This window comes from Conexibacter arvalis, assembly GCF_014199525.1.
GTDB lineage: Bacteria > Actinomycetota > Thermoleophilia > Solirubrobacterales > Solirubrobacteraceae > Conexibacter > Conexibacter arvalis.
Window position 1 is genome coordinate 13,018 of sequence record NZ_JACHNU010000011.1, and the last position, 26,685, is coordinate 39,702.

Here is a 26,685-nt window from a genome sequence, read left to right on the forward strand (position 1 = left end):
GACGCCGTAGGGCCGGGCGTACCGTCGGCACCATGCTCGAAGAAGACCGAGCGGCGCACCCGACCGCGGCGGCGCTCGACCCCCTGCCGCAGGCGAGCCTGGACGAGCTGCGCTTCCGGCTCAGCGGCTGCCTCTACGAGCCCGGCGAGCCCGAGCACGCCGACGCGTGCACGCTGTTCAACGCGATGATCGTCCGGCGACCGCGGCTCGTCGCCCGCTGCGCGGCGCCCGACGACGTGATCGCGTCGCTCGCCTTCGCACGCGAGCACGGGCTGGCGATCGCCGTGCGCGCCGGCGGCCATTCGGTCAGCGGGCGCTCGCTCTGCGACGACGGCCTCGTGCTCGACCTGCGCGGCATGCGCGACGTCGACGTCGACGTCGTCCGCCGCGTCGCGCGCGTGGGCGGCGGAGCGACCTGGGCCGACGTCGACCGTGCCGCGCAGGCCCACGGGCTGGCGACCACCGGCGGGCGCGTGTCGACGACGGGCGTCGCCGGGCTGACGCTCGGGGGCGGCTCCGGCTGGCTCGAGCGCAGGCACGGCCTCGCCTGCGACAACCTCGTCGCGGCCGAGCTGGTGACCGCCGCGGGCGAGCTCGTGCGCGCCTCCGAGGACGAGAACCGCGAGCTGCTGTGGGCGCTGCGCGGAGGCGGCGGCAGCTTCGGCGTCGTCACCGCGCTCGAGCTGCGGCTCCACCCCGTCGGCCCCAAGGTGCTCGCCGGGCTCGTCCTGCACCCGGCCGAGCGCGGGCGCGAGCTGCTGCGCCTCTTCCGCGACGTGATGCGCGACGCGCCCGAGGAGCTCGGCCTCGCGCTCGCGTACGTCACGGCTCCGCCGGAGCTGGAGGTCCCGCCGGAGCTGCACGGGCGTCCAGCCGTGATGGTCGCCGGCATGCACGCCGGCGCGCCTGCCGACGGCGAGCGGGCGCTGCGGGAGATCCGCGCCTTCGGGCCGCCGTCGGCCGATCTCTTCGCGCCGGTCGCCTACGCCGACTTCCAGCGCTCGATCGATGATCCGCCCGGCTACCGCAACTACTGGACGGCCGAGAACGTCGCGGATCTGCCCGACGAGGCGATCGACGCGCTCGTCGCACGGGCCGCGCAGCTGCCGCCCGGGCCCTCGCAGCTGTTCATCGTGCCGTGGGGCGGCGCGGTCCGCCGCTTCGGCGCCGAGCACTCGCCGCTCGGCGGGCGCGAGGCGCGCTTCATCGTCCATCCGCTCCTGCTGTGGGAGGAGGCGGAAGAGGACGAGCGCTGTCGCGCGCTCGGCCGCGCGATCCGCGACGAGATGCGGCCGTGGTCGGTCGGCGCGACCTACCCGAACTTCCTCGGCGAGGAGAGCGACGCCCGCCTGCGCGCGGCGTTCGGCGCCAGCGCGGACCGCCTCGCCGCGCTCAAGGTGGAGTGGGATCCGCAGGGCATCTTCCGCACCCAGCAGGCGCTCGCGCCGAGCGCCGGCGACCGACCGTAGAAGGAGCGACCGACCATGCACGTCCGTTCCAACAGCGCCGTCGAGCACGCGGCTCCGCTCGCCGCCCGCCTGCGCGGCGACCTGATCGCGCCCGACGATCCCGGCTACGACGAGGCGCGCCGCGTCTGGAACCGCATGATCGACAAGCGGCCCGCCGCGATCGCGCGGTGCGCCGACGCCGAGGACGTCGCGGCCGCGGTCCGCCACGCCGCCGCACGAGGACTGCCGCTGGCGGTGCGCGGCGGCGGCCACAACGTCGCCGGCACCGCCGTGGTCGACGACGGGCTCGTGGTCGACCTGTCGGCGATGCGGGGCGTCCACATCGACGCCTCGGGCCGCACGGTGCACGTCGAGGGCGGCGCGACCTGGGCCGACGTCGATCGCGTCACCGCGCCGCTCGGCCGCGCCACGCCGGGCGGCGTCGTCTCCGAGACCGGCGTCGCGGGCCTGGCGCTGAGCGGCGGCGTCTCCCATCAGCGCCGCCGCGACGGGATGACCGTCGACAACCTCGTCTCCGCGGACGTGGTCCTCGCCGACGGCCGCCGCGTCCGCGCGAGCGCCGAGGAGCATCCCGACCTCCACTGGGCGCTGCGGGGCGGCGGCGGCAACTTCGGCGTCGTCACCTCCTTCGAGCTGCGTCTCCATCAGCTCGGCCCGCAGGTGTTCACGTTGAACGTCGCCTATCCGCTCGAAGCGGCGGCGCGCGTGCTGCGCGACTGGCGCGACGCGGTCGCCGACGCGCCGGACGAGCTGTCGACCGCCGGGCTGATCTGGTCGCTGCCGGTCGTCGAGGAGCTGCCGGCGGGGCTGCGCGGCCTGCCGTACGTCGGGCTCTCCGGCATGTGGGCCGGCGATCCGGCGGAGGGCGAGCGCGCGACCCGCGGCCTGCGCGAGCTGACCGCCCCGCTGATCGACATGAGCGCGACGATCGACTACCTCGATTTCCAGCGCTCGCTCGACCCGTTCTTCGGCGCCGGCCCGCGCCGCTATTGGAAGGCGCTGTACCTCGACGGCTTTCCCGGCGCCGCGATCGACGCCACCGTCGAGCGCTCCGCGCGCCGCCCGTCGAACGACACGCTCGTGATCGTCCGCCACTGCGGCGGGGCGATCTCGCGCGTCGGCGCCGCGGAGACCGCGTTCGGCGACCGCTCCTCGGAATGGATGCTGAGCGTCGACTCGACCTGGCACGACCCGATCGACGACGCCGTCAACATCGCCTACACGCGGGAGTTCTGGAACGCCGCGCTGCCGTGGTCGGACGGCAAGACCTACTTCAACTTCCCCGGCCTCTTCGAGGAGGGCGACGCCGCCGTGCGCGACAGCTACGGCGCCAACCACGCGCGGCTGGAGGAGATCAAGGCCGCCTACGACCCCGACAACCGCTTCCGGCTCAACCAGAACATCCGCGCCGTCGCGGCGCAGCGAGGAGGACGACCATGACCAGCGTCACCGACACCCCGCAGCCCCGCGCCACGCGGATGGCGGATGCGCCCGCGTTCCCGCGGATGGTCGCGGCCAACGGGATCTCGATCCACGTCGACCAGGTCGGGCAGGGCCCCGACGTGCTGCTCATCGGCGGCGCGGGCGACACCGTCGAGTCGTGGCAGCTCCAGCTCGACGGCCTCGCCGCCCGCTACCGGCTGACCGCGTTCGACAACCGCGGCGCCGGCCGCACGGCGATGCCCGGCGGCGCGGTCACGGTCGAGACGATGGCCGACGACGCGGCCGGCGTGCTGCGCGCGCTCGGGATCCCCTCCGCGCACGTCGCCGGCTTCTCGGGCGGCAGCATCATCGCCCAGGAGCTGGCGCTGCGCCATCCCGACATGGTCCGCAGCCTCGTCCTCCAGAGCACCTGGCCGGTGATGGACCCCTACCTCCGCTCGTGGGGGCTGTTCGTTCGCTGGCTGGTCGACGTCGCTCCGAGCGAGCGGGCGTTCCTGGAGGGGTTCTTCCTCGACATCTACACCGCGCGGGCGCACAACGACGGGACGGTCGACCAGTTCGTCGAGGAGGCGCTCGCCTTCCCGCACAAGCAGGCGCCCACGGACCTGCAGGCATTTCTCGACGCCTTCCTCGACCACGACACGAGCGAGCGCCTGCCGCGGATCGCCGCGCCGGCGCTCGTGCTCGCCGGCGGGCGCGACTCCACCAGCCGCCCGGAGCTCTGCCGCGCCGTCGCCGAGCTGATCCCGGATGCCCGCTTCGAGGTGATGGAGGAGGAGGCCCACCAGCCGTTCCAGGAGGTCCCGCACGAGTGGAACGCCCGCGTCGACGCCTTCTGGCGCGAGGTCGAGGCGCGTGGCTGAGGTCGGCTCGTCTGACCTTGACCGCGCGCGGGGAGTGCGCGTCCGCCCAGTTCCCGGTCAGATGGTTTGCCGCGGCTCGCGGGATGGGCAGCTTCAGGTAGCAATGAGGAGCTGGCTGGACCGGGCAGAGGGTCGGCCGCGACAGACCTCGATCGCGCTGCGCGCGATTCTCATCGGGTTCGCGGCCTTGCTGTTGGCGGCGTTCGGTGCGTCACCGGCGCTTGCGGGCGAGAAGCCGGGCAAGCACGAGAAGCCGACCGCGCACGTCACCGTCGTCAAGAAGGTCGCGCCGCTCGGCACGACCGGCGAGGACGTCACCGGGGCCATGCCGGCCGCCGGCTGGACCTTCACGGGCACGAGCGCGACGGCCGGCGTCGGCGGTCTCCCGGCGACGCTGGTGACCGGCGACGACGGCGCCGTCACGTTCGACCTGACCTTCCCCGAGGAGGCGCGGCAGATCGATCTCACCGTCGCCGAGACGCAGCAGCCCGGCTTCGAGCTGGTGACGCAGGGCGGCGCCAACGCGACCTGCTTCAAGGACGGCAAGTACGGCGACGTCGCCGTGCCGGTGGTCAACGACGACTCGGTGCCCGGCAGACCGGCGTTCAGCCTCCACGTCGACAAGCAGCAGAAGATCAAGTGCGTCGTCTTCAACCGTCCGGTGAAGGCCGAGGTCACCGTCGAGAAGCAGTGGGTGATCAACGGCCAGACCTTCCCGCACGGCAGCCGGCCGGCGGGATTCGACGCCGTGCTGACGCTGACCGGACCCGGTGACGCCGGGCCGACGCCGCAGCCCGTGGGCGTCGCGCGCGGCGGCTACCGCGAGGGCGAGTCGGTCACGCTCGCCGAGACGCTCGCGCTCGCCGATCCCGCCTGTGTCGTGGAGTCGCAGCGTGTGACGGCGGTCGACGGCACGTCGGTCGACGCCGCGCTGCCCTTCACCGCCAGACTGGCCGGCGGCGCGAACAGCTTCACCGTGACCAACCGGGTCACCTGCCCGACGCCGCCCCCGCCACCACCGCCGCCTCCGCCACCCCCGACGCCGCCGACTCCGCCGGCGCCGACCCCCAGCCCCACCCCCGGCGGCGGGGTGCTGGGAGTGCAGAGACAGGCGAGACCGTGGCTGCGCGTCGAGAAGCGCGCGAGCGCGAGAACGGTCACGGCCGGTGACACCGTCCGCTTCACGATCGTCGTGCGCAACACCGGCAACGCCGCCGCGATCCGCTTCCGGATCTGCGACCGGCTGCCGCGCGACGTGACGGTCGTCGACGCCGACGGCGGGCGCATGGTCGCCGGCGGCCGCATCTGCTGGCGGGTCAGACGGCTGGCGCCCGGGGCGACGACCCGCCGCGTCCTCGTCGTGCGCGTCGACCGCGACGCGCGGCCCGGGACGATCGTCAACCGGGTGACGGTCACGGGCGCGGGTCCGAGACGGCACGCGCAGGTCAGAGTCAGAGTGCGGCAGCCCGGGCCGCCGCCGAGCGTGGGCGGCGAGCGCGTGACCGGATGAGCGGGCGGCGACGCGCGCGCGGCCTGACGATCGCGGCGCTGTCGCTCCTCGCGCTCGGCGCGACGACGCCGGGGGCCGCGACCGGATCGCCCGCGATCGAGCCGGCGGCGAGCGCGCTGGGCGGCGCGACCGGGGCGTCGGCCGCGACCGAGCCGGCGGCGAGCGCGTCGGGCGCCCGGCTGGCCCGCGCGCTGCGCGCCGACGATCCGGCGCGCGCCGTCGCGCGCACCGGGCGGCCCGGCGCGCGGATCAGACTGCGGGCGCCGTCGCGCGCGGATGGCGCCTACGTCGCGAAGGTGCTGCGCGCGACGGCGATGCGCGAGCGCCCCGGCGCCGGCCGCCGCTTCTGGATCGCCCACACCGCGACGGCGCACTCGCACGGCGCGATGCGCCTGATGGTGCTGGCTGCCCGCTACGACCGGCGCGGCCGGCCGTGGCTGCTGGTCGACGCGCCCCTGCGGCCTAACACCCGCGCCGGCTGGGTCGCTGCGCGCGACGTGCGACTGGGCCGCACGCGCTGGTACCTGTCGGTGAGCCTCGCCCGGCGCGAGCTGCGCGTCTACCGCGACGGAGCGCTGCGCCGTCGCGCGCGGCTGGTCGTCGGCGCCCCGGCCACGCCGACGCCCCGCGGGCTGTTCGCGGTCTACGAGATCACGCGCCAGTCGGACCCGAACGCGTTCGTCGGGCCGTACGCGCTGCACCTCACGGCCCTCTCCAACGTGCTCGAGGACTTCGGCGGCGGCCCCGGCCGCGTCGCGCTGCACGGCCGCGGTCCGGCGTCGCTGATCGACCCGCTCGGCTCGGCACGCTCCCACGGCTGCCTGCGCGCCGACAACGCCGTGATCGACTGGCTGCGCTCCCGCGCCCGGCCCGGCACCCCGATCCGCATCGGGCCGTAGCCCGCGCGCCTAGCGGCCGATGCCCTCGCCCGGCCGCAGCAGCCCGCGCTCGTAGGCGGCCGCGACGGCGGCGGCGCGGTCGTTGACGTCGAGCTTGGCGTAGACGTGCAGCAGGTGGGTCTTGATCGTCGCCTCGCTGATGAACAGCTGCCTGGCCGCCTCGCGGTTGGAGGCGCCCTGAGCGACCAGCGCGAGCACCTCGAGCTCGCGCTGGCTGAGCGGCTCGCGCGCGGGCGCGCGGACGCGGTCGAGCAGGCGCGTCGCGACCGACGGCGCCAGCACCGCCTCCCCGCGCGCGGCGGAGAGCACGGCGCGCAGCAGCTCGTCGCGCGGCGCGTCCTTGAGCAGATAGCCGGTCGCTCCGGCCTCGATCGCCGGCAGCACCTCGGCGTCGGTGTCGTAGGTCGTCAGCACGAGCACGCGCACCGACGGCGCCGTCTCGGCCAGCCGGCGGATCGCGGTGACGCCGTCGGTGCCGGGCATCCGCAGGTCCATCAGCACGACGTCGGGCGCCAGCGTCAAAGCCCGCTCGACCGCCGCGGCGCCGTCGGCCGCCTCGCCGAGCACCTCGAAGCGCTCGTCGCCGCTGAAGATGCCGCGCAGCCCGTCGCGAACGACCGGATGGTCGTCGACGATCAGCAGCGTCACGCGCTCGCTCACGCCGCCCGCCCGCTCAGATGGGCCGGCTCCCGCGCCGCACGGGGCGGCGCGCCGTCGAGCGGTCGGGCCGGCGCGGAGGCCGAGACCGCCGTCCCGCCGCCCGGCTCGGACTCGATCTCCAGCCGCCCGCCGAGGCCCTCGACGCGCTGGCGCATCGCCACCAGCCCGACGCCGTCGTCGGCCGGACGCGCGCCGAGGTCGAAGCCGACCCCGTCGTCGCGGACGTCGAGCGTGACCTCGTCGTCCATGTAGGAGAGCGTCACGCCGACGCGCCCGGCGCGCGCATGCTTGGCGACGTTCGCGAGCGCCTCCTGCGCGGTCCGCAGTAGCGTCACCTCGACCTCGGGCCGCAGTGGCCGCGCGCGACCGGTCGTCGTCACCTCGACGCCGACGTCGTGGATCGCCGACCAGCGCCGCGCGACGTCGGCCAACGCCTCCGGCAGGCGGGCGTTCTCGAGCGCCTCCGGGCGCACGGCGCGGACCGAGCGGCGGGCCTCCGCGAGGCTCTCGCGCGCGAGCTGGGCGGCGGTGCGCAGGTGGCGCCGCCAGCGCTCGGGACGCTCGGCGGCCTGCTCGGCGGCCTGGATCTGGGCGACGATCCCGGTCAGCCCCTGGGCGAGCGTGTCGTGGATCTCGCGCGCCATCCGCTGGCGCTCCTCGGCGACGCCGGCCTCGCGCGCCTGCTCGAGGAGCTGCGCGTGCAGGGCGGCGTTCTCGGCCAGCGTCGCCTCCAGCCGCCGGTTGGCCTCGGCCAGCTTGCGGAGTGCGTCGCGCCGCGCGTCGCGGCGCTCGTTGGTGACCCCGGCGAAGAACATGAGCGTCCCGGCGATCAGCAGGTTCGCCGCCATCAAGCCGATCCATCCGGCGACCGGCACGCCGTCGGCGAGCGGGAAGCCGCCGATCTGGGCGGTGCCCGAGACCGCCGCCGTCGCCGCGACGCCGAGCGCCTTCGCGCGACCGGGCAGCGCGTCGATGAAGCCGTAGCCGCAGAATGCGAAGAAGCCGAACAGCGGGCTGGTGACGACGAGCGCGGCCATCAGCGTGACGAGGCCGGCGTAGAGCAGCGCCGGCCCCGGCTGGCGCGCGGCCCACCGCGGTCGCAGCGGGCGCATCAGCAGCGTCCATGCCGCCGCGACCGCGACGAGCGCCGCGATCGTCGCCGCGCCGGCCCGCGCGGTCTCGGGGAAGGCGAGGGTCAGCGCGGCACCGATCGCCAGTCCGGCGAACGGCAGCACGTCGAACAGGTGCTCCTCGCGCCGCTCCCACACGTCGAGCGCGGTCTCGGGCGGATCGGGCGCCGGCGCCCGCTCGGGGCTCACCGCTCACTCCCAGCGGAAGGCGCGCGCCGCGACGGCCGCGGCGCCGAGCGCCCAGACGACCATGACGGCCAGGTGGAGCGGGTCGAGCGCGTCGCCGACCCAGGCGTCCTGGAGCGTCTCGCGGAATGCGCTGAGCGGAGTGAGGTCACCGACGCGGGCGAGGATAGCCGGCATCTGCTCCTTCGGCAGCCACAGCCCGGCGAGGAACAGCGACGGGAAGAACAGCAGCGGCCCGATCGCCTGGATCCGCCGCGTGCGCGGGACGAGGGCGGCGAGCAGCAGGCCGATCCCGAACAGCGCGGCGGCGCCGAGCGCCAGCGCCAGCAGCAGCCCCAGCGGGTCTGCCGGCAGCGCCATGTCGAGGGCGAGCGGGCCGATCGCCAGCACCAGCAGCGTCGCGAGGGTCGCGACCGCGAGGTTCACCGCCAGCTGCGCGGCGAGCAGCAGCACCGGCCGCACGGGCGTCGTCGCGAGGCGGCGCAGGATGCCGCGCTCGCGGTAGGCGGCGAGGTTGTACGGCAGCGTGAAGAGGGCGAGCATGCCAAACGAGAGCACGAGCGCCATCGACGGCAGCACGGTGTCGATCGGGCGCTCGCCGCCAGGGTCCCTGCTCGCCTCGCGGCTCTCGGCGGGCAGCCCGAAGATCACGAGCAGCGCCAACGGCAGCGCGAGCGCGAAGCCGACCGAGACCGGGTCGCGCAGCAGCAGGCGCCACTCGGTCGCGGTGAGGCGGGCCAGCACCGCGGTCATGCGACGGCCTCCGCACGGCTCGGCGCCCCGGCTTCGGCGGCCGCCGAAGCCGGCGGCCCGTCGGCGGTCAGCGCGAGGAAGGCGTCCTCCAGCGACGCCTGCTCGAGCCGCAGCTCCAGCGGCTCGACGCCCATCTCGGCGAGCGTCGTGACGAGTGCGAACAGGAGCCCGTCGCCGCCGCCGAGGACCAGCTCGCCGCCGCCGAGCGCCTCGACGGAGCTCACCGGCGCCAGCGCGCGCAGCAGCGCGGGGTCGACCGGACGGTCGGGCCGGAAGCGAATCCGCTGCTCGCGTGCGGCGCGCGCCGTCAGCCCGGCGGGCGTGTCGACTGCGACGACACGTCCGCCGTCGATCAGCGCGACCCGGTCGCACAGCCGCTCGGCCTCCTCCATGAAGTGCGTCACGAGCACGATCGTCACCCCGCGCGCGCGGATCTCGCCGATCAGCTCCCAGGTCGCGCGGCGCGCGGCGGGGTCGAGGCCGGTCGTCAGCTCGTCGAGGATCGCGACCTCCGGTCTGCCGACGAGCGCGAGCGCGATCGAGAGCCGCTGCCGCTGGCCGCCGGAGAGCGCGTCGAAGGGGCGGTCGCGCACGTCGGCGAGCCCGAGCAGGTCGAGCAGCTCGACGCGGTCGGCCGGCGCGCGGTAGAAGGAGGCGAAGAGGTCGATCGCCTCGCCGACGCGCAGCTTGTCCGGCAGCGCGCCGCTCTGCAGTTGCACGCCGACGCGCTCGCGCAGCGCCGGATCGCCGTCCTGCGGGTCGCGGCCGAGCACCGAGATCGCGCCGCCGTCGCGGCGGGCGAGCCCGGCGACGCACTCGACCGTCGTCGTCTTGCCAGCGCCGTTGCGCCCAAGGATCCCGAAGATCTCCCCGCGCTCGACGGCGAACGACACATCCCGCACCGCCCGCACGTCGCCGTAGGACTTCCGCAGCCGCCGCACGTCGATCACCGTCATGCCGGGAAGTCAACCGACGCGGCGCGCCGCGCACATCGGCCGACCGGCTCCGATCGCGCGCGGCGGCGATGGATCTTCCCATCCACCGATCGGTGGATGGGAGCGGGGTTGTGTCGGGCGTCTGCCGGACCGGGAAAGCTCAATCGTCGAACGCCGCGCTGGCCGGCACGCGCGTCGCCCACCATCCCGGGATCGCGACGACGAGCAGAGCGACGGCTGTCACGATGCCCAGACTGGCGAGGGCGCTCGTGACCCCGAGCGTATGGACTACGGGAAATCCGGTCACGCTGTTGAGCGCGCGATCGAGCAGCTGCTGGCCGTAGAGGCCGAACGCGGCTCCGACTGCCGCGCCGGTGATGACGAGGATCGAGCTCTCCAGCAGCTGCGCCCTCCACAGGCTTCCCGCGCCGATCCCCACCAGTTTGAGATCGGCAAGCCGGGCACGGCGCGGCCAGACCGTCGCCGCCGTCCCCGCGGCGATCGCGAGCGCCGCGGCGACGACGAGCAGCGCAGCGACCTGCTGAAGCCGAGAGAGCCCGGCGCGTGTCGTGGCCCGGAACCCCGCCTCCCGCTCGCTCGCCGTCTGCACCGCGTACGGTGAGCCGGGGCCGAGCGCCCGCTCGACGGCGCGTGCGCCGGCCGCAGGCAGCGTGCCCTCGCTCAGCCTCACCTGGAGCGCGCTCGCGTCGCCGTCGCCCCAAGCGGTGCGGTAGTCGTCGGCGTTGACCACCAGCACACCCGGTGACCAGCCGAAATTGGTCGTGATCGCCGCGAGCCGCAGGGTCGCCGGTCTGGGCGAGTCGAGCCGAAACCGCTGACCCACCGTGAGGCCGAGCTGTTGCGCGACCGCCTCCGACGCGACGGCCCATCCGCCCTCTCGCAGCCGCGCCGTCGCGTCAGCCGGATTGCCTTCCACGATCTGACTCTGCGGTACGGGCGTCGTCGCATCTCTCGGCGGCGCGATCACCCACGTGCGCCGGTCGCCGATGTCGAGGAAGGCGCCACGGTAGACGCTGACCGACATGACCGCGGGCGAACGCCGGATCCGCTCCGTCGCCAGGCGGGCGGGGAACGGCGACGTCGCGAGCAGGTTGGCGTCGCCGCGCGGCGAGACCCAGACGTCTGTGACCTCGGTCAGCTCGCGCGCGTTGGGATCGAGTCCACGTTGGAGGTCGACTCGAGCGCCCTCGATCGAGGTCGTGCCGAAGACCGCGATCGCGGCGATCGCGGAGATCGCCATCGAACGTGTGCTCGCCGCGATCAGCTCCCCGCTTGCGATCGTCGGCACGACGCTGGCGAGCCGTCGCTGAAAACGGTGGAGGGCGGTCACGACGAAGCCGAGCAGCGGACCCAGCCAGAGCAGCATGGCGGCGACGAGCGTCGCCATGCCGGCGAGGGCGGCCGCCGGCGTGAAGGCGAGGATCGCGGTCGTGGCGAGGAGGCAGCCGAGCCCGGTGAGGAGCAGCCGTCGCCGCGGCGCGAGCATGCGCCGACCGGGATCCAGTCCGTCGTCATCGATGGCGTCCATCGGTCCGCGTGAGCGGTACGTGGCGGCCAACGGCACCAGCGCGGCGGCGAGGGCGGCGAGCATGCCAGCGCCCAGCGCGAGTGCGACGGTCGCGGGCTCGATGACGCGGGCGGTGCCGATCGGAAAGGCGATGGCGAGATAGCCGGGGTCGGGCTCGAAGACGCCCTTCGACAGCAGATTGCCGATCGCGATGCCGAGTGCGGATGCTCCGGCGCCGAGCACCAGCGCGTCGAAGAGGATGACCTGGACCACGGCGCTCGCGCGGAAGCCCGACATTCGCATCTCAGCGATCAGGCCCCGGCGCTCTCGCGCCATCATGAGCATCGCGTTGAACGCGAACAGAAACCCGACGAGCGCGCTGATCCCGGCGAACAGCGAGGTCGAGCTGTCGCTCGGCATCGACAGCTGCGCGAACACCCTCTCGTCGTGGGCGACCGGGAGCACGTCGAGCCGGCCGCGAGCGAACCGCTCCAAGTGGGATCGTGCCAGCTCACTCTGTCCTGCCTCGGCGAGCACGTAGAGGCGCGTGACTCGTCCGTTCAAACCGGTCGCCCGCTGCGCGAACCGCAGGGAGGTCATCACGATCGGGCTGGCGCTCAGCGGGCCGAGGTGGTTCGCGCCGAGGATCGCCGCGACAGGTGCGTCGACCTTTCGCCCCCGCGTTTGGATCGCGACCGTCTCGCCGACGGCGGCGGTCAACGTTCTCCCCACGTCGGCGGGGAGGACGACGGCGTCGAGGCGGTCGAGACGCACGGCGGCAGCACCGCGTACGAGCGAGCCTCCGAGATGCGCGAGGCGAGCGTCGGCGGCGAGCAGCGTGACCGAGCGCTCACGGCCATCCCGAACGACGTTCGCGTGGGCTTCGAGCACGGGAGCGACGGCGCGGATGCCGTCCAGTCGCTCGATCGCTGGAATCATCGACTCGGCGAAGCCGCGCGCATCACGGGCTTTCAGCTGAAGCTGCGCGTCGCCGACGAGCCCGTCTGTGAGCTTCGCGACCGAGGCGCCGAGGCTCCGATTGGAGACCTGCGCGGCGAACAGGAGCGCCACCCCGACCGCGATCCCGACGAGCGCGAACAGCTCCTCGTGCTTGGCGCGGTGCGGGAACCGCCGCCACCAGAACCACAGCAGGTTGCGGAGGCTCACGGGCGTGCGGTCCGCGAGCCGCCGTCAGCCGCCTGCCGTGTCGAGGCGACCATCTCTGAGCGTGTAGACCGTGTCGGCGAACCGCGCAGCCTGAGGATCGTGCGTCGCGATCACGGTCGCCGTCGCGCGCTCTCGCGTGCGCTCGCGCAGCAGTCTCAGGACCCGTCGGCCGCGGACCGTGTCGAGGGAGCCGGTCGGCTCGTCGGCGAGGAGCAGCGGAGGGTCGTTGGACAGCGCCTTGGCGAGTGAGAGACGTTGCAGCTCGCCCATCGAGAGGCTGCTGGCGCGATGGTCGGCCCGCGCGTCGAGGCCGAGGCGCTCGAGCACGGGCATCATCCGCCGCCGCGCTTCGTCCCGCGCGATGCCCGCGGCGATCAACTTCATCGCGGCGTTCTCGATCGCGCTGAGGCCAGCCATCATGTGGGCGCTCTGCAGGACGAGCCCGAGCCGGTGCAGGCGATAGCTGGCGGCATCGCGTTCGCTCAAGCCCGTGATCGCCCGACCGTCGAGCAGCACATGTCCGCGATCGGGCGCGATTACGGCTGCGACGATCTTCAGCAACGTCGTCTTGCCCGATCCGCTCGGCCCGTACAGCGCGACCAGCTCACCGGGCCTGACTGTCAACGAAACGCCGTCGACGGCGCGGACGGTCTCGCCGCCGGGGGTGTGGAAACGCTTGACGAGATCGCAGACGTCCAGCATCAGACCGACTCGCGACGGTCCGCGGCCACGACGAGGTGATCGCCCGTGCGCTGCCGCGTCGGCTCCATCAGCTCGCCGCCGCTCAACGACATCACGCGATGCGCGCGCAGGACGTCCGGAAGCGCCGGCACCGTGATCAAAGCGGACATCTCGTTCTCGTCGGTCGCTTCGCGCAGCAAGCCGAGCACGATCTCCCGCTCGCGCGTGCCGAGACCGGCGGTCGGATCGTCGGCGAGCAGCAGCGCCGGCCGGCGCACGGTGGCGCGAGCCAGTGCCACGAGCACGCGCTCGGCGTCGGACAGCTCCGGCCACCGGGCATCCACGAGCGCGCCGGCCGTCGCACGCTCGAGCGCGGCACCGGCGCGCCGGCGCGCCTCGCGGTGGGGCACACGCTCCAGCAAGGGCATCGCGACGAAGTCCAGCATCGGCATCGACCGCGTCAGCGGACCAGACCGCACGAGCCAGCCGATGCCGTCAGGCAGTCCGTCGAGACGCCGTCGCCGGCCTGTGGCAAGGAGATCCCTTCCGTCGAGCGTCACGCGGCCGGCATCGGGGGCGTCGAGACCGGCGGCGATGCGCAGCAAGGTGGTCTTTCCGGCTCCGCGGCGCCCGAATATCGCCGCGAACTCGCCGACGCCGACGTGGAAGGAGACGCGGTCGAGCACGACGTTCGCATGTCGGCCGCGCCGATGCGTCTTGCAGACGCCGTCCAGTGACAGCAGCGCCGGCATCCGCCTCACCGCCTCATCCCGCGGAGCGCTCTCGGCAGATCGCGGCCTTCATCAGGTCGCGCGCGTCCTGCAGCGCTTCGATCGTCGTAGCGAGGTGGGCGACCTCCGTCCGCAGCAGCCACGCCTGCCCGATCGCGCGCCAGTCGACATCCGGGTTCGCCAACTGGTCGCTTTCGGGCGACGCTCCGCGCAGGCGGTCGATGCGGTCGAGGCACAGCTGCTCCTGCTGACGCGTCTGCTCGATCAAGAAGGCGAGGTCGTCGACCGTCGCGAACGCGATCTTCACGTACATCTCATCGCGCATCGGCATCAGCTCCGGAGCGGTGCGCAGCCATGCTCTGAATTCGCTGCGACCCTGATCGGTCGCCTCGTACCACGTCACGTTCCGGTGGGCTGAGGAATCGGCACGTCGCTGGACCGCGCCTGAGGCGTGAAGTCTCAGCAGTGCCGGGTAGACCGCCGTCTTCGACGCCCGCCAGCCGCCCAAACGCTCCTCGAAGCGCTGCACGAGCTCATAGCCGTAGCCCGGCCGCTCGATCACCAACCCAAGCACCGCCTGCTTGACCGACATCCCTCTGAGAGCCCCCCGGGTCGCTGAGAGCCGCAAACGTACACGACCGGTCGCCCCGATCGATACGGTCCGGCGATGGCGATGGCTGCCGCGGCCCCGGCGGTCACCCTGAAGGGGAGTCGGGTTGCGCCGGAGCCGCGGCGGCCCCAGCCGTTCGGCGGAGTCGTGAGCTGGGGTGAGCTCGACGAGCGCGCTGCAGCGCAGCGCCGAACGACGTGCTGGCTGGTCGTTTGAGCCACGACCCGCCTCACACTACGGGCGAGGCGGGGGCATCGACCATCCCTAACGTTCAGTGCTGAATCTTTCAATTCACGCCGAGCGCGTCCTTGCGCCCCGCCACGCGCGCTACCGCCGCGGTCGCTCGGTGACCCAGATGCGGATCGTGCCGGTGAGCACCTCGACGCCCTGGCGGTCGGTGACGGTGATCGCGACGGCGACCTGCTGGCGCTCGCCGAGCGGCTGCGGCAGGTCGAGCCGGGCGGTGCAGCGCATGCGGCCCTGCGCACGCGCGCGGTACTCGACCTCCATCGCCTGCGGGATCCAGCGGTGCGTGCGGGGCACGGTCGCCTCGGCGGCGGCGCCCATCGTCAGCTCGGCGAGGTTGCAGAGCGCGATCGCGTGGACGCCGCCGAGGTGGTTGCGGACCCATGGCGCGTGGCGCATCTCGGCGACCGCGACGCCCGGCTCGACCGACTCGACGCGCGCCGGGATCGTGCGGAAGTACGGCGCCGCGAAGCGGTAGCCCTGCGAGAAGAGCGTGCGGCCGAGCGGCACGCGCTCGAGCAGGCGGTAGGCGGACAGCAGGCGGGAGACCGGAAGCGGATCGGGCATCGGCCGATCTTCGCCCGTCCGGCGCCTCGCCGCGCCGGTGACGCGCCGCGTCGGTTGCGCCGTGGCGGGATGGTGCGCACAATTGCCGGAGAAAGGGTGTGATGCCGATGCCGTTCGCGGACATCGTCGTGGAGATCGGCGGCGAGCAGACGCTCGACACCAGCGCCAACCGCGCGGGCGTGATCCTGTTCGCCGCCTTCCTGCTGTCGTTCGGCTTCATCCGCATGAGCACGCGGCTGATGCGCAGCCCGAACGTCCCGTGGTGGCCGGGCAGCGTCAAGACCGGCGGCGTCCACGTCCACCACCTCGTCTTCGGGATCGTGCTGCTGCTCCTCGCCGGCTTCGCGACGATCGCATTCCAGCCCGACAGCCCGTGGCTGGAGATCGCCGCCGCGCTGTTCGGCGTCGGCGCCGGCCTGACGCTCGACGAGTTCGCGCTGTGGCTCCATCTCGACGACGTCTACTGGTCGGAGGAGGGGCGGCAGTCGATCGACGCGGTGCTGCTCGCGACGCTGCTGGGCGGCCTGCTGCTGACCGGCTCGATCCCGCTCGGCGCCGACGACGGCGGCGGCGTCGTCGGCATCGTCGTCAGCGGGCTGCTGGTGATCGCGATCTCGGCGATCGCGCTGCTGAAGGGCAAGTACGTGCTCGGGATCGCCGGGCTGATCGTCCCGCTGTTCAGCATCGTCGGCGCGATCCGGCTCGCGAAGCCGCGGACGCCGTGGGCCCGCTGGCGCTACGCCGAGGGCAGCCGCAAGCTCGCGCGAGCGCAGGCGCGCGCCGCGCGCCACGCGGAGCGGCGGGAGCGCTGGCAGGACCGCATCGGCGGCGCGCCCGACAAGCCCTCGCCGCGCAAGCCGCTCGGGTAGACGGGCGCGCCGCGGACTACCGGTACCCGGTGGCGTCGGCCGGCTTGCCGGCGTCCTGGACCTCGACGATGTAGCGCCAGGCGTCGGGGCGGGAGCCGTCGAGGTCGTCGAAGCCGTAGACCTGCGCGAGCTGGCCGCTCGACAGCGACGCCCCGTTCCATCTCGCGCGCTCGGGGTCGGCGGCGAGCGCGGCGACGGCGCGGCCGACGAACGACGGCGTCTCGGAGATGCAGAAATGGGGCACGTCCGCGAGCGCGTCGCGCCAGTTCTCCTCGCGCACGCCGTAATGCTCGAGCATCATCTCCGAGCGCATCCAACCCGGCGTCAGCGCGACGGCGGTCGCGCCGCGCGGACCCAGCTCTCTCGACAGCCCGAACGCCATCCGCAGCACGGCGCTCTTGGCGAGGTCGTAGAAGAACGAGACGCGGTAGTTGTCGGCGTTGTACGCGGCGGTGCCGTCGGTCATCTCGACGACCAGGCCGCCCGGCTCGCGCAGCAGCAGCGGCAGCGCGTGGTGGCTCGTGATCGCGTGGGTGTCGATCGCCAGCCGAAGGATCCGCAGCCCGTCGTCGAGCGGGTGCTCCCACAGCGGCGAATCCCATCTGAACAGCTGCTCGCCGCCCCAGATGTCGTTGACGAGCAGGTCGAGCCGGCCGTGGTCGCGGTCGATCCGCGCGACCAGCTCGCGCACCTGCTCGGGGTCGAGGTGGTCGACGCCGAGGCCGATCCCGACGCCGCCCGCCGCGCTCACCAGCTCGGCCGTCTCCTCGATCGTCTCGGGCCGGTCGAGCTCGCTTCGTCTGGCCCGCGTCGAGCGGCCGGTCGCGTAGACGGTCGCGCCGGCCGCGCCGAGCTGGACCGCGATCCCGCGGCCGGCGCCGCGGGTCGCGCCCGCGACGAGCGCGACGCGCCCGGCCAATGGTCTGTCTCTCGTCGTCGTCATGCGACCACCGTACGGGCCATTCCCGACACCTTCTGTCACCTATTCCGCCTACCATCGCCCGATGCGCGCGAGCCGTCTCGTCACCCTCGCCCTGCTGCTGCAGGCGCGCGGCCCCTGGACGGCGGAGGAGCTGGCCGAGCGGCTCGGCGTCTCCGCCCGCACGATCCACCGCGACGTCGATGCGCTGCGCCGCAGCGGCGTCCCGGTCCAGGGCGAGCGCGGGCCGGCCGGCGGCTACCGGCTGCCCGGCGGCCACCGCACGCGCCTCACCGGACTCACGCCCGACGAGGCCGAGGCGCTGTTCGTCGCGCCGCCGGCCGACGCGCTCGGCCTCGGCGGCTTCCTCGCCGACGCCCAGCTGAAGCTGCTCGCCGCGCTGCCGCCGCAGCTGCGCGAGCGGGCCGACCATGCCGCCCACCGCTTCCACGTCGACCACGGCAGCTGGTTCCGGCCGAGCGAGCCGCCGCCGTGGCTCGCGGCGATCGCGGGCGCGCTGTGGCGCGACCGCCGGCTGCGGATCGCCCACCGCGGACGCGAGCTCGACGTCGACCCGCTCGGGCTCGTGCTCAAGGGGCCGACCTGGTACCTGATCGCGGCAACCGCGCGCGGCGAGCGGACCTTCCGCGTCGACCGGATCGAGGGCGCCGCCGAGCTCGACGCGCCGGCGGCGCGGCCGCCCGCCTTCGACCTCGCCGCGCACTGGGCGACGTGGTCGCGCGCCTTCGAGGAGCAGCTGCCGTTCGTGGCGGTCCGCGTCCGCGTCGACGCCGACGCGCTCGGGCTGCTGCGCGCCGCCGCCGACAGCCGCCGCCGACACGAGCTGCCGGAGCGCGCGCCGGACGGTGCGGCGTCGCTCGAGCTCGACGTCTGGTTCGAGCGGCTCGACTACGCCGAGTCGGAGCTGCTGCGGCTCGGCGGCGCCGTCGAGGTGCTGTCGCCGCCGTCGCTGCGGGCGCGGATGGCCACGCACGCGCGGGCGATGGCGGCGCGCTACGACGGCGGTTGAGGCGGCCGCGCCGGCCGGACCTTCAGCGCCCCACAAGTCGGCGCGTAACTGTCTGGCCACCCCAGGTTGCCGATCGAGCCAAGATTGGTATAGAAATTAACCATGGGAGGTCAAACACTGCTCAGGCGGTCGCCCGCCGCCGCGCACGCCTCGCGGCCCGTCAGACTCGACGACCGCTATCTGCTGCCGGAGGGCCGCGTCTTCATCTCCGGCGTGCAGGCGCTCGTGCGCCTGCTGCTCGACCAGCACCGCGCCGACAGCCGCGCCGGCCTGCGCACCGCCTCGATGGTCTCCGGCTACCAGGGCTCGCCGCTGGGCGGCTTCGACAAGGAGGTCGCGCGCCTCGGCGCGCTCGCCGACGAGCACGACCTCGTGCTGCGTCCGGCCGTCAACGAGGAGCTGGGCGCGACCGCCGTCTGGGGCTCCCAGCTCGCCGCGACGCTGCCGCGGCCGCGCTACGACGGCGTGCTCGGCGTCTGGTACGGCAAGGCGCCGGGCGTCGACCGCTCGGCCGACGCGATCCGCCACGGCAACTTTGTCGGCGCCGCCCCGCGCGGCGGCGTGCTCGCCCTCGTCGGCGACGACCCGGCCTGCAAGTCCTCGACGATCCCCGGCGCCTCCGAAGGGCTGCTCGCCGCGCTGCAGGTGCCGGTGCTCGTCCCCGGCAGCGTCCAGGAGGCGCTCGACCTCGGCCGCCACGCGATCGCCTGCTCGCGCGCCTCCGGCCTGTGGGCGGCGCTGAAGGTCGTCACCAACGTCGCCGACGCGACCGCGACCGTCGACGTCGGCCTCGACCGCGTCGAGCCGGTGATGCCGCAGCTGGCGTGGGAGGGCGCGCCGTACGTCCACCGCCCGTCGGCCCACCTGCTGGCGCCGCAGTCGCTGGAGATGGAGCGGACGCTGGTCGAGGTGCGGCTGCCGCTGGCCAAGCGCTACGCGCAGCTCAACGGCCTCAACCCGCTCGTCCGCGACGACCGCGACGCGCGGCTCGGGATCGTCGCCGCCGGCGCGACCTGCCACGACCTCCTGCGGGCGCTCGACGACCTCGGCGCCGACCCCGGCTCGCTGCCGCTGCGGATCCTCAAGCTGGGGATGGTCTTCCCGCTCGACGAGCAGGCGGTGCGGTCGTTCGCCGACGGCCTCGACGAGGTGCTGGTCGTCGAGGAGAAGGGGCCGTTCCTCGAGCGGCTCGTCAAGGAGGCGCTCTACGGCGCGCCGGCGGCGCCGCGGGTGCTCGGCCAGCGCGACGAGCGCGGCGCCGCGCTCGTGCCGGCCGCCGGCGTGCTCGACGCCGACGCGATCGCCCGCGCGATCGGCCCCGCGCTGCTGAGACGGGCCGAGCTGCCGGCCGCGCGGGCGCGGCTGGAGGAGCTGGAGGCGATCGCCGGCCGCGCCGAGGCCAGCCTCGGCGCCCGGCGCACGCCCTTCTACTGCTCCGGCTGCCCGCACAACGCGAGCACCGTCGCCGACGACGACGCGCTCGTCGGGGCCGGCATCGGCTGCCACACGATGGTGCTGCTCAACCCGGCAAAGCACGGCAACGTCTCGGGCATCACGCAGATGGGCGGCGAGGGCGCGCAGTGGATCGGCGCGGCGCCCTTCCTCGAGCGCCGCCACTTCGTCCAGAACCTCGGCGACGGCACCTTCCACCACTCCGGCTCGCTGGCCGTCCGCGCAGCCGTGGCTGCCAAGCTCGACGTGACCTTCAAGCTGCTCTACAACGGCACCGTCGCGATGACCGGCGGCCAGGACGTCGAGGGGCAGCTGTCGGTCGAGCGGCTGGTGCGCTCCCTGACGGCCGAGGGGGTCGCGCGGATCGTCGTCACGACCGAAGAGACCGGCCGCTACCGCGACGTCGCGCTGCCCGAAGGGGTCGAGGTGCGCGACCGCTCGCGGCTGCTGGAGACCCAGCGCGAGCTGGCCGCCGTCCCCGGCGTGACGGTGCTGATCCACGACCAGGCCTGCGCGGCCGAGCTGCGCCGCGCGCGCAAGCGCGGCAAGGCGCCCGAGCCGCCGCAGCAGGTGCAGATCAACGAGCGCGTCTGCGAGGGCTGCGGCGACTGCGGCGAGAAGTCCGGCTGCCTGTCGGTCGAGCCGGTCGAGACCGAGCTCGGCCGCAAGACCCGCATCCACCAGGCCTCTTGCAACAAGGATCTCTCCTGCCTCGAGGGCGACTGCCCCTCCTTCCTGACGATCATCCCGCCGAGAGCGGCCGCGCCGCCGCCGGCGCCGCCCGCCCCGCCGGAGGGGATGCCCGAGCCGGAGCTGCGCCCCGCGGACGAGGCGGCGCGCGTGCGGCTGGTCGGGATCGGCGGCACCGGCGTCGTGACCGTCAGCCAGGTGCTCGGGATGGCGGCGCTGCTCGACGGCCGCGAGGCCGGCGGCCTCGACCAGACCGGCCTCAGCCAGAAGGCGGGGCCGGTCGTCTCCGACGTCCGCATCGGCGGCGCCGACGGCGGCGCGACGGCCTCGGCCGGCCGCGCCGACCTGCTGCTCGCGCTCGACCTGCTCGGCGCCGGCGCCGCGCGCAACCTGCGCGTCGCCGACCCCGAGCGGACGGTCGCGGTCGTCTCGACCAGCGTCGTGCCGACCGGCGAGATGGTGACCGACCCGCGCGCGGCGGCGCCCGACGTCGGCGCCGCGCGCGCCGCGATCGACGCCGTCACGCGCGCCGAGGAGAACGTCTACCTCGACGCCCAGGCGCTCTCCCAGCGGCTGTTCGGCGATCACCTGCCGGCGAACATGCTCGTGCTCGGCGCGGCGTGGCAGCGCGGGGCGCTGCCGCTCTCGCGCGAGGCACTGCACGACGCGCTGCGGCTCAACGGCGCCGGCGCCGACGCCAACCGCGCCGCCTTCGAGTGGGGCCGCGCCTGCGTCGCGGCGCCGGAGGCGGTCGAGCGGATCGTGCGCGGCGAGGCGGCCGGCGACGGCGCGGCGACGGCGGGCGGCGGCACCGACGCGGCCGCGCTCGCGGCGCTGCCGAGCGCCCCCGGCGCGACCGCGCCGCCGTCGCAGCCGTCGCGGCGGGCGCGTGAGCTGGCCGCGCGTGCCGCCGGCGGCGACGAGGAGCTGGAGCGCCTCGTCGCGCTGCGCGCCGACGACCTCGAGCGCTGGGGCGGCCGGCAGGCGGCGATCCGCTACACGGAGGCGGTCGCGCGGGTCCGCGCCGCCGAGCAGGAGCGGCTGCCCGACGGCGGCGAGCTGACCGCCGAGGTCGCGCGCGGGCTGCACAAGCTGATCGCGTACAAGGACGAGTACGAGGTCGCGCGGCTGCACGTCGAGGGCGTGCGCGAGCTGCCGCGCGGGACGCGGGTCGCCTTCCACCTGCACCCGCCGCTGCTGCGGGCGCTCGGGATGCGGCGCAAGCTGCGGCTCGGCGGCTGGTTCCTGCCGGCGCTGCGGCTGCTGCGCCACGGCCGGCGCCTGCGCGGGACCCCGCTGGACCCGTTCGGCTACGCGCACGTCCGCCGCGTCGAGCGGCAGCTCCCGGAGGAGTACCTCGGCCACGTCGACGCCGCGCTGGCGCGCCTGACGCCGGCGACCCGCGCGACGGCCGTCGAGATCGCGCGCCTGCCCGAGCTGGTGCGCGGCTACGAGGAGATCAAGCTGGCCGGCGTCGAGCGCTTCCGCGCGCGCGCCAGAGAGCTGGCGGAGAGCATCGAGCAGACGACCGCGGAGGAGGCGGCAGCATGAGTGCAGAGCAGAGCGAGCGCCCGCTGGACTGGGGCCACGAGCGGATCCACGTCGTCCACGACCACGACAGCGGGCTGCGGGCGGTGATCGCGATCCACTCGACCGTGCTCGGCCCCGCGCTCGGCGGCCTGCGCATCTGCCGCTACCCGGGCGGCCTCGCCGAGGGGCTCGACGACGCGCTGCGGCTGTCGCGCGCGATGACGCTGAAGGCGGCGGCCGCCGGCCTCGACCTCGGCGGAGGCAAGGCGGTGATCGTCGACGACGGCGACTGCGACGGGGCCGTCCGGACCGCGCGCCTGACCGCGTTCGCCCGCGAGGTCGAGCGGCTCGGCGGCGCCTACATCACCGCCGAGGACGTCGGCACGACGACCGACGACATGGACCTGATCGGCGAGCACACGACCCACGTCGTCGGCCGCACGGCCCACGACGGCACCGGCGGCGACCCGTCGCCCGCGACGGCGCAGACCGTCTTCGAAGGGATCCGCTCGGCGCTGTGGGCGCTCGACGGCGACGACGCCCTCGCCGGCCGCCGCGTCGGCGTGCTCGGCCTCGGCAAGGTCGGTGGCGTGCTCGCCCGCACGCTGGCGCAGGAGGGGGCCGAGGTCGTCGGCTTCGACCCCGTGCGCCCGGCGCCCGAGGGCGTCGAGCGAGCCGCCTCCGAGCAGGAGCTGCTGGCGCGGGAGTTCGACGTGCTGGCGCCGTGCGCGCTCGGCGGCCTCGTCGACGAGCGGCTGGCGGAGGCGCTGCGGGTCCGCGCCGTCTGCGGCGCCGCCAACAATCCGCTGACCGGGCCGGCCGCGGCGCGGACGCTCGCCGCGCGCGAGATCCTCTACGTGCCTGACTTCCTCGCCAACTGCGGCGGCCTCATCCACGTCGACGCCGAGCGGCGCGCCACCGGCGCCGACGATCTCGAACGCGGCATCGCGCAGGCCGGCGAGCGGATGCGGGCGGTGCTGGTCGAGGCGCGCGAGCAGGGTCGCCTGCCGTTCGAGGTCGCCGAGGCGCACGCCTGGGAGCGGGTCGAGCGGGCGCGCGCCGGCGCGGCCGCCCCGGCGGCTGCTGCGTAGGGGTTCGCCGGATCCGCCTCGGGCGCCGCGCGTCCGGGGCGTCCGCTCCGAGGGCCCGTCCGCCGGCGAGCGGGCGGCGGACGAGTCCTCGAAGCGGACGCTCCGCTCAGGCGGCCGCCGCGCCGGCCGCGCCGGCTGCCTGCAGCTCGCCGAGGCGCGGGTGGGGGAGGACCGGCACGCCGTCGCGGAAGACGCCGGTCACCGTCCCCGGGCGCGCGAACGGCGAGAGGTCGCCTGGGTCGCCGTCGAGCACGATCGCGTCGAACGCCTTGCCCGGCTCCAGCGAGCCGCGCTCGGCGGCGACGCCGCACAGCTCGGCGCCGCGGATCGTCGCCGTCAGCAGCGCCTCCTCGGGGCTCATCCCGGCGGCGCGCAGGTGGACGATCTCCTCCAGGTTGCGGCCGTGCTGCTCGCGCAGCAGCAGGTCGCTGCCGAGCGCGATCGGCACGCCGGCGGCGCGCGCGATCGCGACCGCCTCGCCGACGATCGCCCGCAGCTCGCCGGCCTTCTCGGCCGCGTGCGGCGGCAGCTCGCCGGCGTCGGCGAGCCGCAGCACGTCGTGGACGACCGTCAGCGTCGGCACCAGCCAGCAGCCGGCGGCGGCCATCGCGTGCGCCTGCTCCTCGGTCAGGAAGAGGCCGTGCTCGATCGAGCGCACGCCGTTGCGGACCGCGAGGTCGAGCCCCTCGCCGCCGTTGGCGTGCGCCATCACGCCGCGCCCTCTGCGGGCCGCCTCGAAGACCGCCACGGCGACCTCCTCGTCGGTCAGCTCGGCGGCGCGCGGGTCGTCGTGGGCCGACAGCACGCCGCCGGTCGTGCAGAGCTTGATCCAGTCCGAGCCGCCGCGCAGCAGCTGGCGCACGACCAGCCGCATCTGCTCCGGGCCGTCGACCACGGCCGGCGGGCGGGCCGGATCGGGCGGCAGCGCGTCGGCGCCGACGACGCCGGAGGCGGCGAGGCCGGGCAGGAAGCCGTCGGCATGGCCGCCGGTCTGCGACAGCATCACGGTCGAGACCTGCAGCCGCGGACCGGTCGCGAAGCCGAGCTCGATCGCCTCGCGGATGCCGGCGTCGGCGCCGCCGGCGTCGCGCAGCGTCGTGACGCCGGCCAGCAGCGTGCGGCGGGCGTTGTCGGCCGTCTCCAGCGCCCAGCGCGACGCCGGGGTCGCCAGCCCCTCCAGCCGGTCGAGCGTCGAGAGGCCGAGGTGGGCGTGGCAGTCGACGACGCCCGGCAGCAGCCACAGGCCGGCGCCGTCGACCGACGGCAGCCCCGGCGCGCGGAGGTCCCGCCCGACCGCCGCGATCCGCCCGTCGACGACGGCGACGTCGGCGCGGGCGAAGCCGCCGCCGAGGTCGAGCGCCTCGACCTCGCGCAGCACCAGTGAGAGCGGCGCCCCAGCGCCGCCGGTCGGCACGGCCGCGGCGCTCATGCCGCGCCCTCCGCGCGCTCGCCGCGCGCCGTGGGGTCGCCGCCCTCCGCGCGCTCCCCGCCCCCAGCGCGCCCGCCGCCCTCCGCGCCGTGGCCGACGTGGGCGCGCAGCCAGGCGAGCGTCCGGCGGCAGTAGTCGACGCGATGGGAGGGCCGGCCGGCGATGACGAAGACGTGGTCGGAGTCGGGGTAGCGCACCAGCTCGCTCTCGACCCCCTGCGCCCGCAGCGTCGTGAACCACTGCTCGGCCTGCCCGATCGGGCAGCGGTCGTCGCCCTCGCCGTGGAGCACGAGCGTCGGCGTCGCGACCGCGCCGACGTGCGCGATCGGCGAGATCTCCTCCAGCGGCGCCAGCGGGCCGTCCGGGGCCAGGCCGTGGACCATCCGCCCCCACGAGGGGCCGATGTCGGCGGTGCCGAGGTGGGAGCGCAGGTCGGCGACGCAGCCGCCCGCGACCGCCGCGCGGAAGCGCCGCGAGCGGGCCGTCAGCCAGCAGGTCATGTAGCCGCCGTAGCTGTAGCCGGTGACGGCCAGCCGCCGCGGGTCGGCGATCCCCTCGGCGACGAGCGCGTCGATCGCGGCGTGGAAGTCGCCCTCGTCGGCCAGCCCCCACCGGCCGACGGTCGAGGTCATCCACGCCTCGCCGTAGCCGTCGCTGGCGCGCTGGTTGAGCAGCAGCACCGCCCAGCCGTCGGCGACCAGCTCGTGCCAGTAGGAGCGAGCCGGCTCGAGCGCCGGCGACCACTGGCTGTGCGGGCCGCCGTGGACGTCGACCAGCAGCGGCCGCGGACCGTCGCCGGCGGCCTCGTCGAGCAGCAGCCAGCCGTGCACCTCCGCGCCGTCGGGCGCGGTGAAGGTCCGCTCGCGCAGCGGCGCGACCGCGACCTCCGGCAGCGCGTCGGCGAACAGCGAGGTCAGCCGGCGGCCGGCGTCGGCGGCCGGCGCGCCGGCGGCCGGCAGCGGGAGCGCGTGCAGCTCGCCGGGCGAGCCGGCGTCGGCGATCACGACCGCCACGGTCGGGCCGCCGGCGGCCGCGCGGAAGGCGACGCGCAGCGGGTCGGCGAGCAGCGGCTCCGAGCCGCCGCCGTCGAGCGGCGCGGCGCGCAGGTGGGTCGAGCCGCGGTCGGCGACGGCGAACAGCACCCGTCCGTCGGCGAGCGCCTGCGGCCGGCAGCCGCCCTCGACGACGTTGCCGACGTTGAGCGAGCGGTCGAGGCTGGGATCGAGGTCGCGAGGCGGCGCGCCGTCGCGGTCGACCGCGAGCAGCCGCAGCGTGCCGAGGCCGGCCGGCACGCGGCCGACGTACGCGATCGTCCCGCCGTCGGGCAGCGGGCAGGGGGCGGCCGCGAGGCCGTCGGCCGGCGTCAGTCGGCGGGGCGCGCCGCCGTCGTCGGGGACCTCGAACAGCGCGCTGCGCTCGTGCGCGCCGCCGTCGCCGTCGAGCGCGCGGGCGTAGACGAGCCGGCGCCCGTCCGCGCTCCACGCCGGCTCGCGCGCGTCGTGCTCGTCGTGGGTCAGCTGCCGCACCGCGCCGGAGGGGAGGTCGACGACGTGCAGCTGGCGGCGGACGGTCCCGCGCAGGCCGAGCCCGTCGGCCTTCTCGTCGAGCCGCCGCACGACGACCGGCGCGACCTGCCGCCGCGCGGCCGCGCGCTCGTCCGGGGCCGCGCCGGCGCGGTCGACCGGGGCGGTGAAGGCGATCCGCGTCCCGTCGGGTGAGAAGGCCGGCTCGCCGGCGCCGGCCGGCAGCAGCCCGACGCGGCGCGCGCCGGCCGGCGGTTCGTCGGCGAGGGCCGCACCCGGCCCGGCGGTGAGCGCGGCGCGATCGGCCGAGCCCGCACCGGGCGCCTCGGCGGCCGGCGCCTCCCGACCGTCCCGCTCGCCCCCCGCCGCGAGCGCGTCGGCGACCGCGTCGGTCGCGACCGCCCACAGCTCCACCCCGGCGCCGGCGCCCTCGTCCTCCAGCGTCGGCGAGGCCAGCCAGGCGAGCAGGGCGCCGTCGGGCGAGAAGCGCGGGGCGCCGTCGTGCGGGCCGGCGGTCAGCGGGCGCGCCGGCGTCGCGCCGTCGGCCGGCGCCGCCCATACGCGCGCGCGGACCGTGTCGGCCTCGGCGTCGGGCAGCTGGACGGTGAAGGCGATGAGCCGGCCGTCCGGCGAGCAGGCCGGCTCCTTGGGCCGCGGGATCCGCAGCGCGTCGGCCGGCGCGAGCGGGCGAGCAGGTATCGACATGGCGCGATTCTCGGCCGTCGGTCGCCGCCGCCGCACTGTCGCGCTCCACAAGGCGGCCGCCTGCCGGCT

Annotated in this window: 21 protein-coding genes; 9 read left to right on the plus strand and 12 right to left on the minus strand. The window is 75.3% G+C overall.

Annotated features, from left to right (window positions below; genetic code table 11):
* Positions 1 to 32: 32 nt before the first annotated feature.
* The 5 genes from BDZ31_RS23440 to BDZ31_RS23460 all read left to right on the plus strand — a co-directional run bounded on the left by BDZ31_RS23440 (position 33) and on the right by BDZ31_RS23460 (position 6,184).
* Complete coding sequence (locus BDZ31_RS23440) at positions 33 to 1,469, plus strand: FAD-binding oxidoreductase (protein ID WP_183345737.1); 1,437 nt, start codon at positions 33 to 35, stop codon at positions 1,467 to 1,469.
* 15 nt (positions 1,470 to 1,484) lie between these two features.
* Positions 1,485 to 2,909, plus strand: coding sequence for an FAD-binding oxidoreductase (locus tag BDZ31_RS23445; RefSeq protein ID WP_183345739.1), 1,425 nt, complete (start codon positions 1,485 to 1,487; stop codon positions 2,907 to 2,909).
* A 65-nt stretch (positions 2,910 to 2,974) separates the two neighbouring features.
* The gene (locus BDZ31_RS23450) at positions 2,975 to 3,775 is read left to right on the plus strand and encodes an alpha/beta fold hydrolase (protein ID WP_183345871.1); all 801 of its coding nucleotides are present in this window, start codon (positions 2,975 to 2,977) and stop codon (positions 3,773 to 3,775) included.
* A gap of 187 nt (positions 3,776 to 3,962) precedes the next feature.
* Positions 3,963 to 5,285, plus strand: a complete 1,323-nt coding sequence (locus tag BDZ31_RS23455; RefSeq protein ID WP_183345741.1) for a DUF11 domain-containing protein — start codon at positions 3,963 to 3,965, stop codon at positions 5,283 to 5,285.
* Positions 5,282 to 6,184 (plus strand): L,D-transpeptidase, encoded by a 903-nt coding sequence (locus BDZ31_RS23460; protein WP_183345743.1) that lies wholly within the window; start codon positions 5,282 to 5,284, stop codon positions 6,182 to 6,184. The genes BDZ31_RS23455 and BDZ31_RS23460 overlap by 4 nt, the downstream gene beginning before the upstream one ends.
* 9 nt (positions 6,185 to 6,193) lie before the next feature.
* On the opposite strand, the gene BDZ31_RS23465 is transcribed toward BDZ31_RS23460, so the two are convergent.
* The 9 genes from BDZ31_RS23465 to BDZ31_RS23505 form a co-directional block, all read right to left on the minus strand.
* Positions 6,194 to 6,844, minus strand: coding sequence for a response regulator (locus BDZ31_RS23465; RefSeq protein ID WP_183345746.1), 651 nt, complete (start codon positions 6,842 to 6,844; stop codon positions 6,194 to 6,196).
* Complete coding sequence (locus BDZ31_RS26170) at positions 6,841 to 8,163, minus strand: histidine kinase (protein ID WP_221243295.1); 1,323 nt, start codon at positions 8,161 to 8,163, stop codon at positions 6,841 to 6,843. The genes BDZ31_RS23465 and BDZ31_RS26170 overlap by 4 nt, the downstream gene beginning before the upstream one ends.
* 3 nt (positions 8,164 to 8,166) lie before the next feature.
* The gene (locus BDZ31_RS23475; protein WP_183345748.1) at positions 8,167 to 8,913 is read right to left on the minus strand and encodes an ABC transporter permease; all 747 of its coding nucleotides are present in this window, start codon (positions 8,911 to 8,913) and stop codon (positions 8,167 to 8,169) included.
* A complete protein-coding gene (locus BDZ31_RS23480) occupies positions 8,910 to 9,869 on the minus strand; it encodes an ABC transporter ATP-binding protein (protein ID WP_183345750.1) in 960 nt (319 codons plus the stop codon). Before BDZ31_RS23480 ends, BDZ31_RS23475 begins: the two co-directional genes overlap by 4 nt.
* 139 nt (positions 9,870 to 10,008) lie before the next feature.
* On the minus strand, positions 10,009 to 12,543 hold the full coding sequence (locus BDZ31_RS23485) for an FtsX-like permease family protein (protein ID WP_183345752.1): 2,535 nt from the start codon (positions 12,541 to 12,543) through the stop codon (positions 10,009 to 10,011).
* A gap of 24 nt (positions 12,544 to 12,567) precedes the next feature.
* Positions 12,568 to 13,245: an ABC transporter ATP-binding protein gene (locus BDZ31_RS23490; RefSeq protein ID WP_183345754.1), complete on the minus strand. Its 678-nt coding sequence runs from the start codon at positions 13,243 to 13,245 to the stop codon at positions 12,568 to 12,570.
* The gene (locus BDZ31_RS23495; protein ID WP_183345756.1) at positions 13,245 to 13,976 is read right to left on the minus strand and encodes an ATP-binding cassette domain-containing protein; all 732 of its coding nucleotides are present in this window, start codon (positions 13,974 to 13,976) and stop codon (positions 13,245 to 13,247) included. Before BDZ31_RS23495 ends, BDZ31_RS23490 begins: the two co-directional genes overlap by 1 nt.
* Positions 13,977 to 13,989: 13 nt before the next feature.
* The gene (locus BDZ31_RS23500; RefSeq protein ID WP_183345759.1) at positions 13,990 to 14,547 is read right to left on the minus strand and encodes a PadR family transcriptional regulator; all 558 of its coding nucleotides are present in this window, start codon (positions 14,545 to 14,547) and stop codon (positions 13,990 to 13,992) included.
* A 345-nt stretch (positions 14,548 to 14,892) separates the two neighbouring features.
* Positions 14,893 to 15,378, minus strand: coding sequence for a hotdog fold domain-containing protein (locus BDZ31_RS23505; protein WP_183345761.1), 486 nt, complete (start codon positions 15,376 to 15,378; stop codon positions 14,893 to 14,895).
* Positions 15,379 to 15,485: 107 nt separating this feature from the next.
* On the opposite strand from BDZ31_RS23505, the gene BDZ31_RS23510 reads away from it, so the two are divergent.
* Positions 15,486 to 16,247: a hypothetical protein gene (locus BDZ31_RS23510; protein ID WP_183345763.1), complete on the plus strand. Its 762-nt coding sequence runs from the start codon at positions 15,486 to 15,488 to the stop codon at positions 16,245 to 16,247.
* Positions 16,248 to 16,263: 16 nt separating this feature from the next.
* Here BDZ31_RS23510 and BDZ31_RS23515 read toward each other — a convergent pair whose 3' ends face one another.
* Positions 16,264 to 17,190, minus strand: coding sequence for an SDR family oxidoreductase (locus tag BDZ31_RS23515; protein ID WP_183345765.1), 927 nt, complete (start codon positions 17,188 to 17,190; stop codon positions 16,264 to 16,266).
* Positions 17,191 to 17,251: 61 nt separating this feature from the next.
* Here BDZ31_RS23515 and BDZ31_RS23520 point away from each other — a divergent pair, with 61 nt between their 5' ends.
* From BDZ31_RS23520 to BDZ31_RS23530, 3 genes are all read left to right on the plus strand, one after another.
* Entirely contained in the window at positions 17,252 to 18,196 is a 945-nt protein-coding gene (locus BDZ31_RS23520) for a helix-turn-helix transcriptional regulator (RefSeq protein WP_183345767.1), read from the plus strand.
* 102 nt (positions 18,197 to 18,298) lie between these two features.
* Positions 18,299 to 21,889 carry an indolepyruvate ferredoxin oxidoreductase family protein gene (locus BDZ31_RS23525; RefSeq protein ID WP_183345769.1) on the plus strand — a complete coding sequence of 1,197 codons (3,591 nt, stop codon included), beginning with the start codon at positions 18,299 to 18,301 and terminating at the stop codon, positions 21,887 to 21,889.
* Complete coding sequence (locus tag BDZ31_RS23530; RefSeq protein WP_183345771.1) at positions 21,886 to 22,959, plus strand: Glu/Leu/Phe/Val dehydrogenase; 1,074 nt, start codon at positions 21,886 to 21,888, stop codon at positions 22,957 to 22,959. The genes BDZ31_RS23525 and BDZ31_RS23530 overlap by 4 nt, the downstream gene beginning before the upstream one ends.
* Positions 22,960 to 23,065: 106 nt before the next feature.
* Here BDZ31_RS23530 and BDZ31_RS23535 read toward each other — a convergent pair whose 3' ends face one another.
* Both BDZ31_RS23535 and BDZ31_RS23540 read right to left on the minus strand, forming a co-directional pair.
* Entirely contained in the window at positions 23,066 to 24,388 is a 1,323-nt protein-coding gene (locus BDZ31_RS23535) for a metal-dependent hydrolase family protein (RefSeq protein ID WP_183345773.1), read from the minus strand.
* The gene (locus BDZ31_RS23540) at positions 24,385 to 26,616 is read right to left on the minus strand and encodes a S9 family peptidase (RefSeq protein ID WP_183345775.1); all 2,232 of its coding nucleotides are present in this window, start codon (positions 26,614 to 26,616) and stop codon (positions 24,385 to 24,387) included. The genes BDZ31_RS23535 and BDZ31_RS23540 overlap by 4 nt, the downstream gene beginning before the upstream one ends.
* Between the last annotated feature and the right edge of the window lie 69 nt (positions 26,617 to 26,685).

Coding starts and splice junctions, on each gene's coding strand:
- BDZ31_RS23440 (WP_183345737.1), top strand. CDS start 33: ATGCTCGAAGAAGACCGAGCGGCGCACCCGACCGCGGCGGCGCTCGAC.
- BDZ31_RS23445 (WP_183345739.1), top strand. CDS start 1,485: ATGCACGTCCGTTCCAACAGCGCCGTCGAGCACGCGGCTCCGCTCGCC.
- BDZ31_RS23450 (WP_183345871.1), top strand. CDS start 2,975: ATGGTCGCGGCCAACGGGATCTCGATCCACGTCGACCAGGTCGGGCAG.
- BDZ31_RS23460 (WP_183345743.1), top strand. CDS start 5,282: ATGAGCGGGCGGCGACGCGCGCGCGGCCTGACGATCGCGGCGCTGTCG.
- BDZ31_RS23475 (WP_183345748.1), bottom strand. CDS start 8,913: ATGACCGCGGTGCTGGCCCGCCTCACCGCGACCGAGTGGCGCCTGCTG.
- BDZ31_RS23480 (WP_183345750.1), bottom strand. CDS start 9,869: ATGACGGTGATCGACGTGCGGCGGCTGCGGAAGTCCTACGGCGACGTG.
- BDZ31_RS23490 (WP_183345754.1), bottom strand. CDS start 13,245: ATGCTGGACGTCTGCGATCTCGTCAAGCGTTTCCACACCCCCGGCGGC.
- BDZ31_RS23495 (WP_183345756.1), bottom strand. CDS start 13,976: ATGCCGGCGCTGCTGTCACTGGACGGCGTCTGCAAGACGCATCGGCGC.
- BDZ31_RS23500 (WP_183345759.1), bottom strand. CDS start 14,547: ATGTCGGTCAAGCAGGCGGTGCTTGGGTTGGTGATCGAGCGGCCGGGC.
- BDZ31_RS23505 (WP_183345761.1), bottom strand. CDS start 15,378: ATGCCCGATCCGCTTCCGGTCTCCCGCCTGCTGTCCGCCTACCGCCTG.
- BDZ31_RS23510 (WP_183345763.1), top strand. CDS start 15,486: ATGCCGTTCGCGGACATCGTCGTGGAGATCGGCGGCGAGCAGACGCTC.
- BDZ31_RS23515 (WP_183345765.1), bottom strand. CDS start 17,190: ATGACGACGACGAGAGACAGACCATTGGCCGGGCGCGTCGCGCTCGTC.
- BDZ31_RS23520 (WP_183345767.1), top strand. CDS start 17,252: ATGCGCGCGAGCCGTCTCGTCACCCTCGCCCTGCTGCTGCAGGCGCGC.
- BDZ31_RS23525 (WP_183345769.1), top strand. CDS start 18,299: ATGGGAGGTCAAACACTGCTCAGGCGGTCGCCCGCCGCCGCGCACGCC.
- BDZ31_RS23530 (WP_183345771.1), top strand. CDS start 21,886: ATGAGTGCAGAGCAGAGCGAGCGCCCGCTGGACTGGGGCCACGAGCGG.
- BDZ31_RS23535 (WP_183345773.1), bottom strand. CDS start 24,388: ATGAGCGCCGCGGCCGTGCCGACCGGCGGCGCTGGGGCGCCGCTCTCA.
- BDZ31_RS23540 (WP_183345775.1), bottom strand. CDS start 26,616: ATGTCGATACCTGCTCGCCCGCTCGCGCCGGCCGACGCGCTGCGGATC.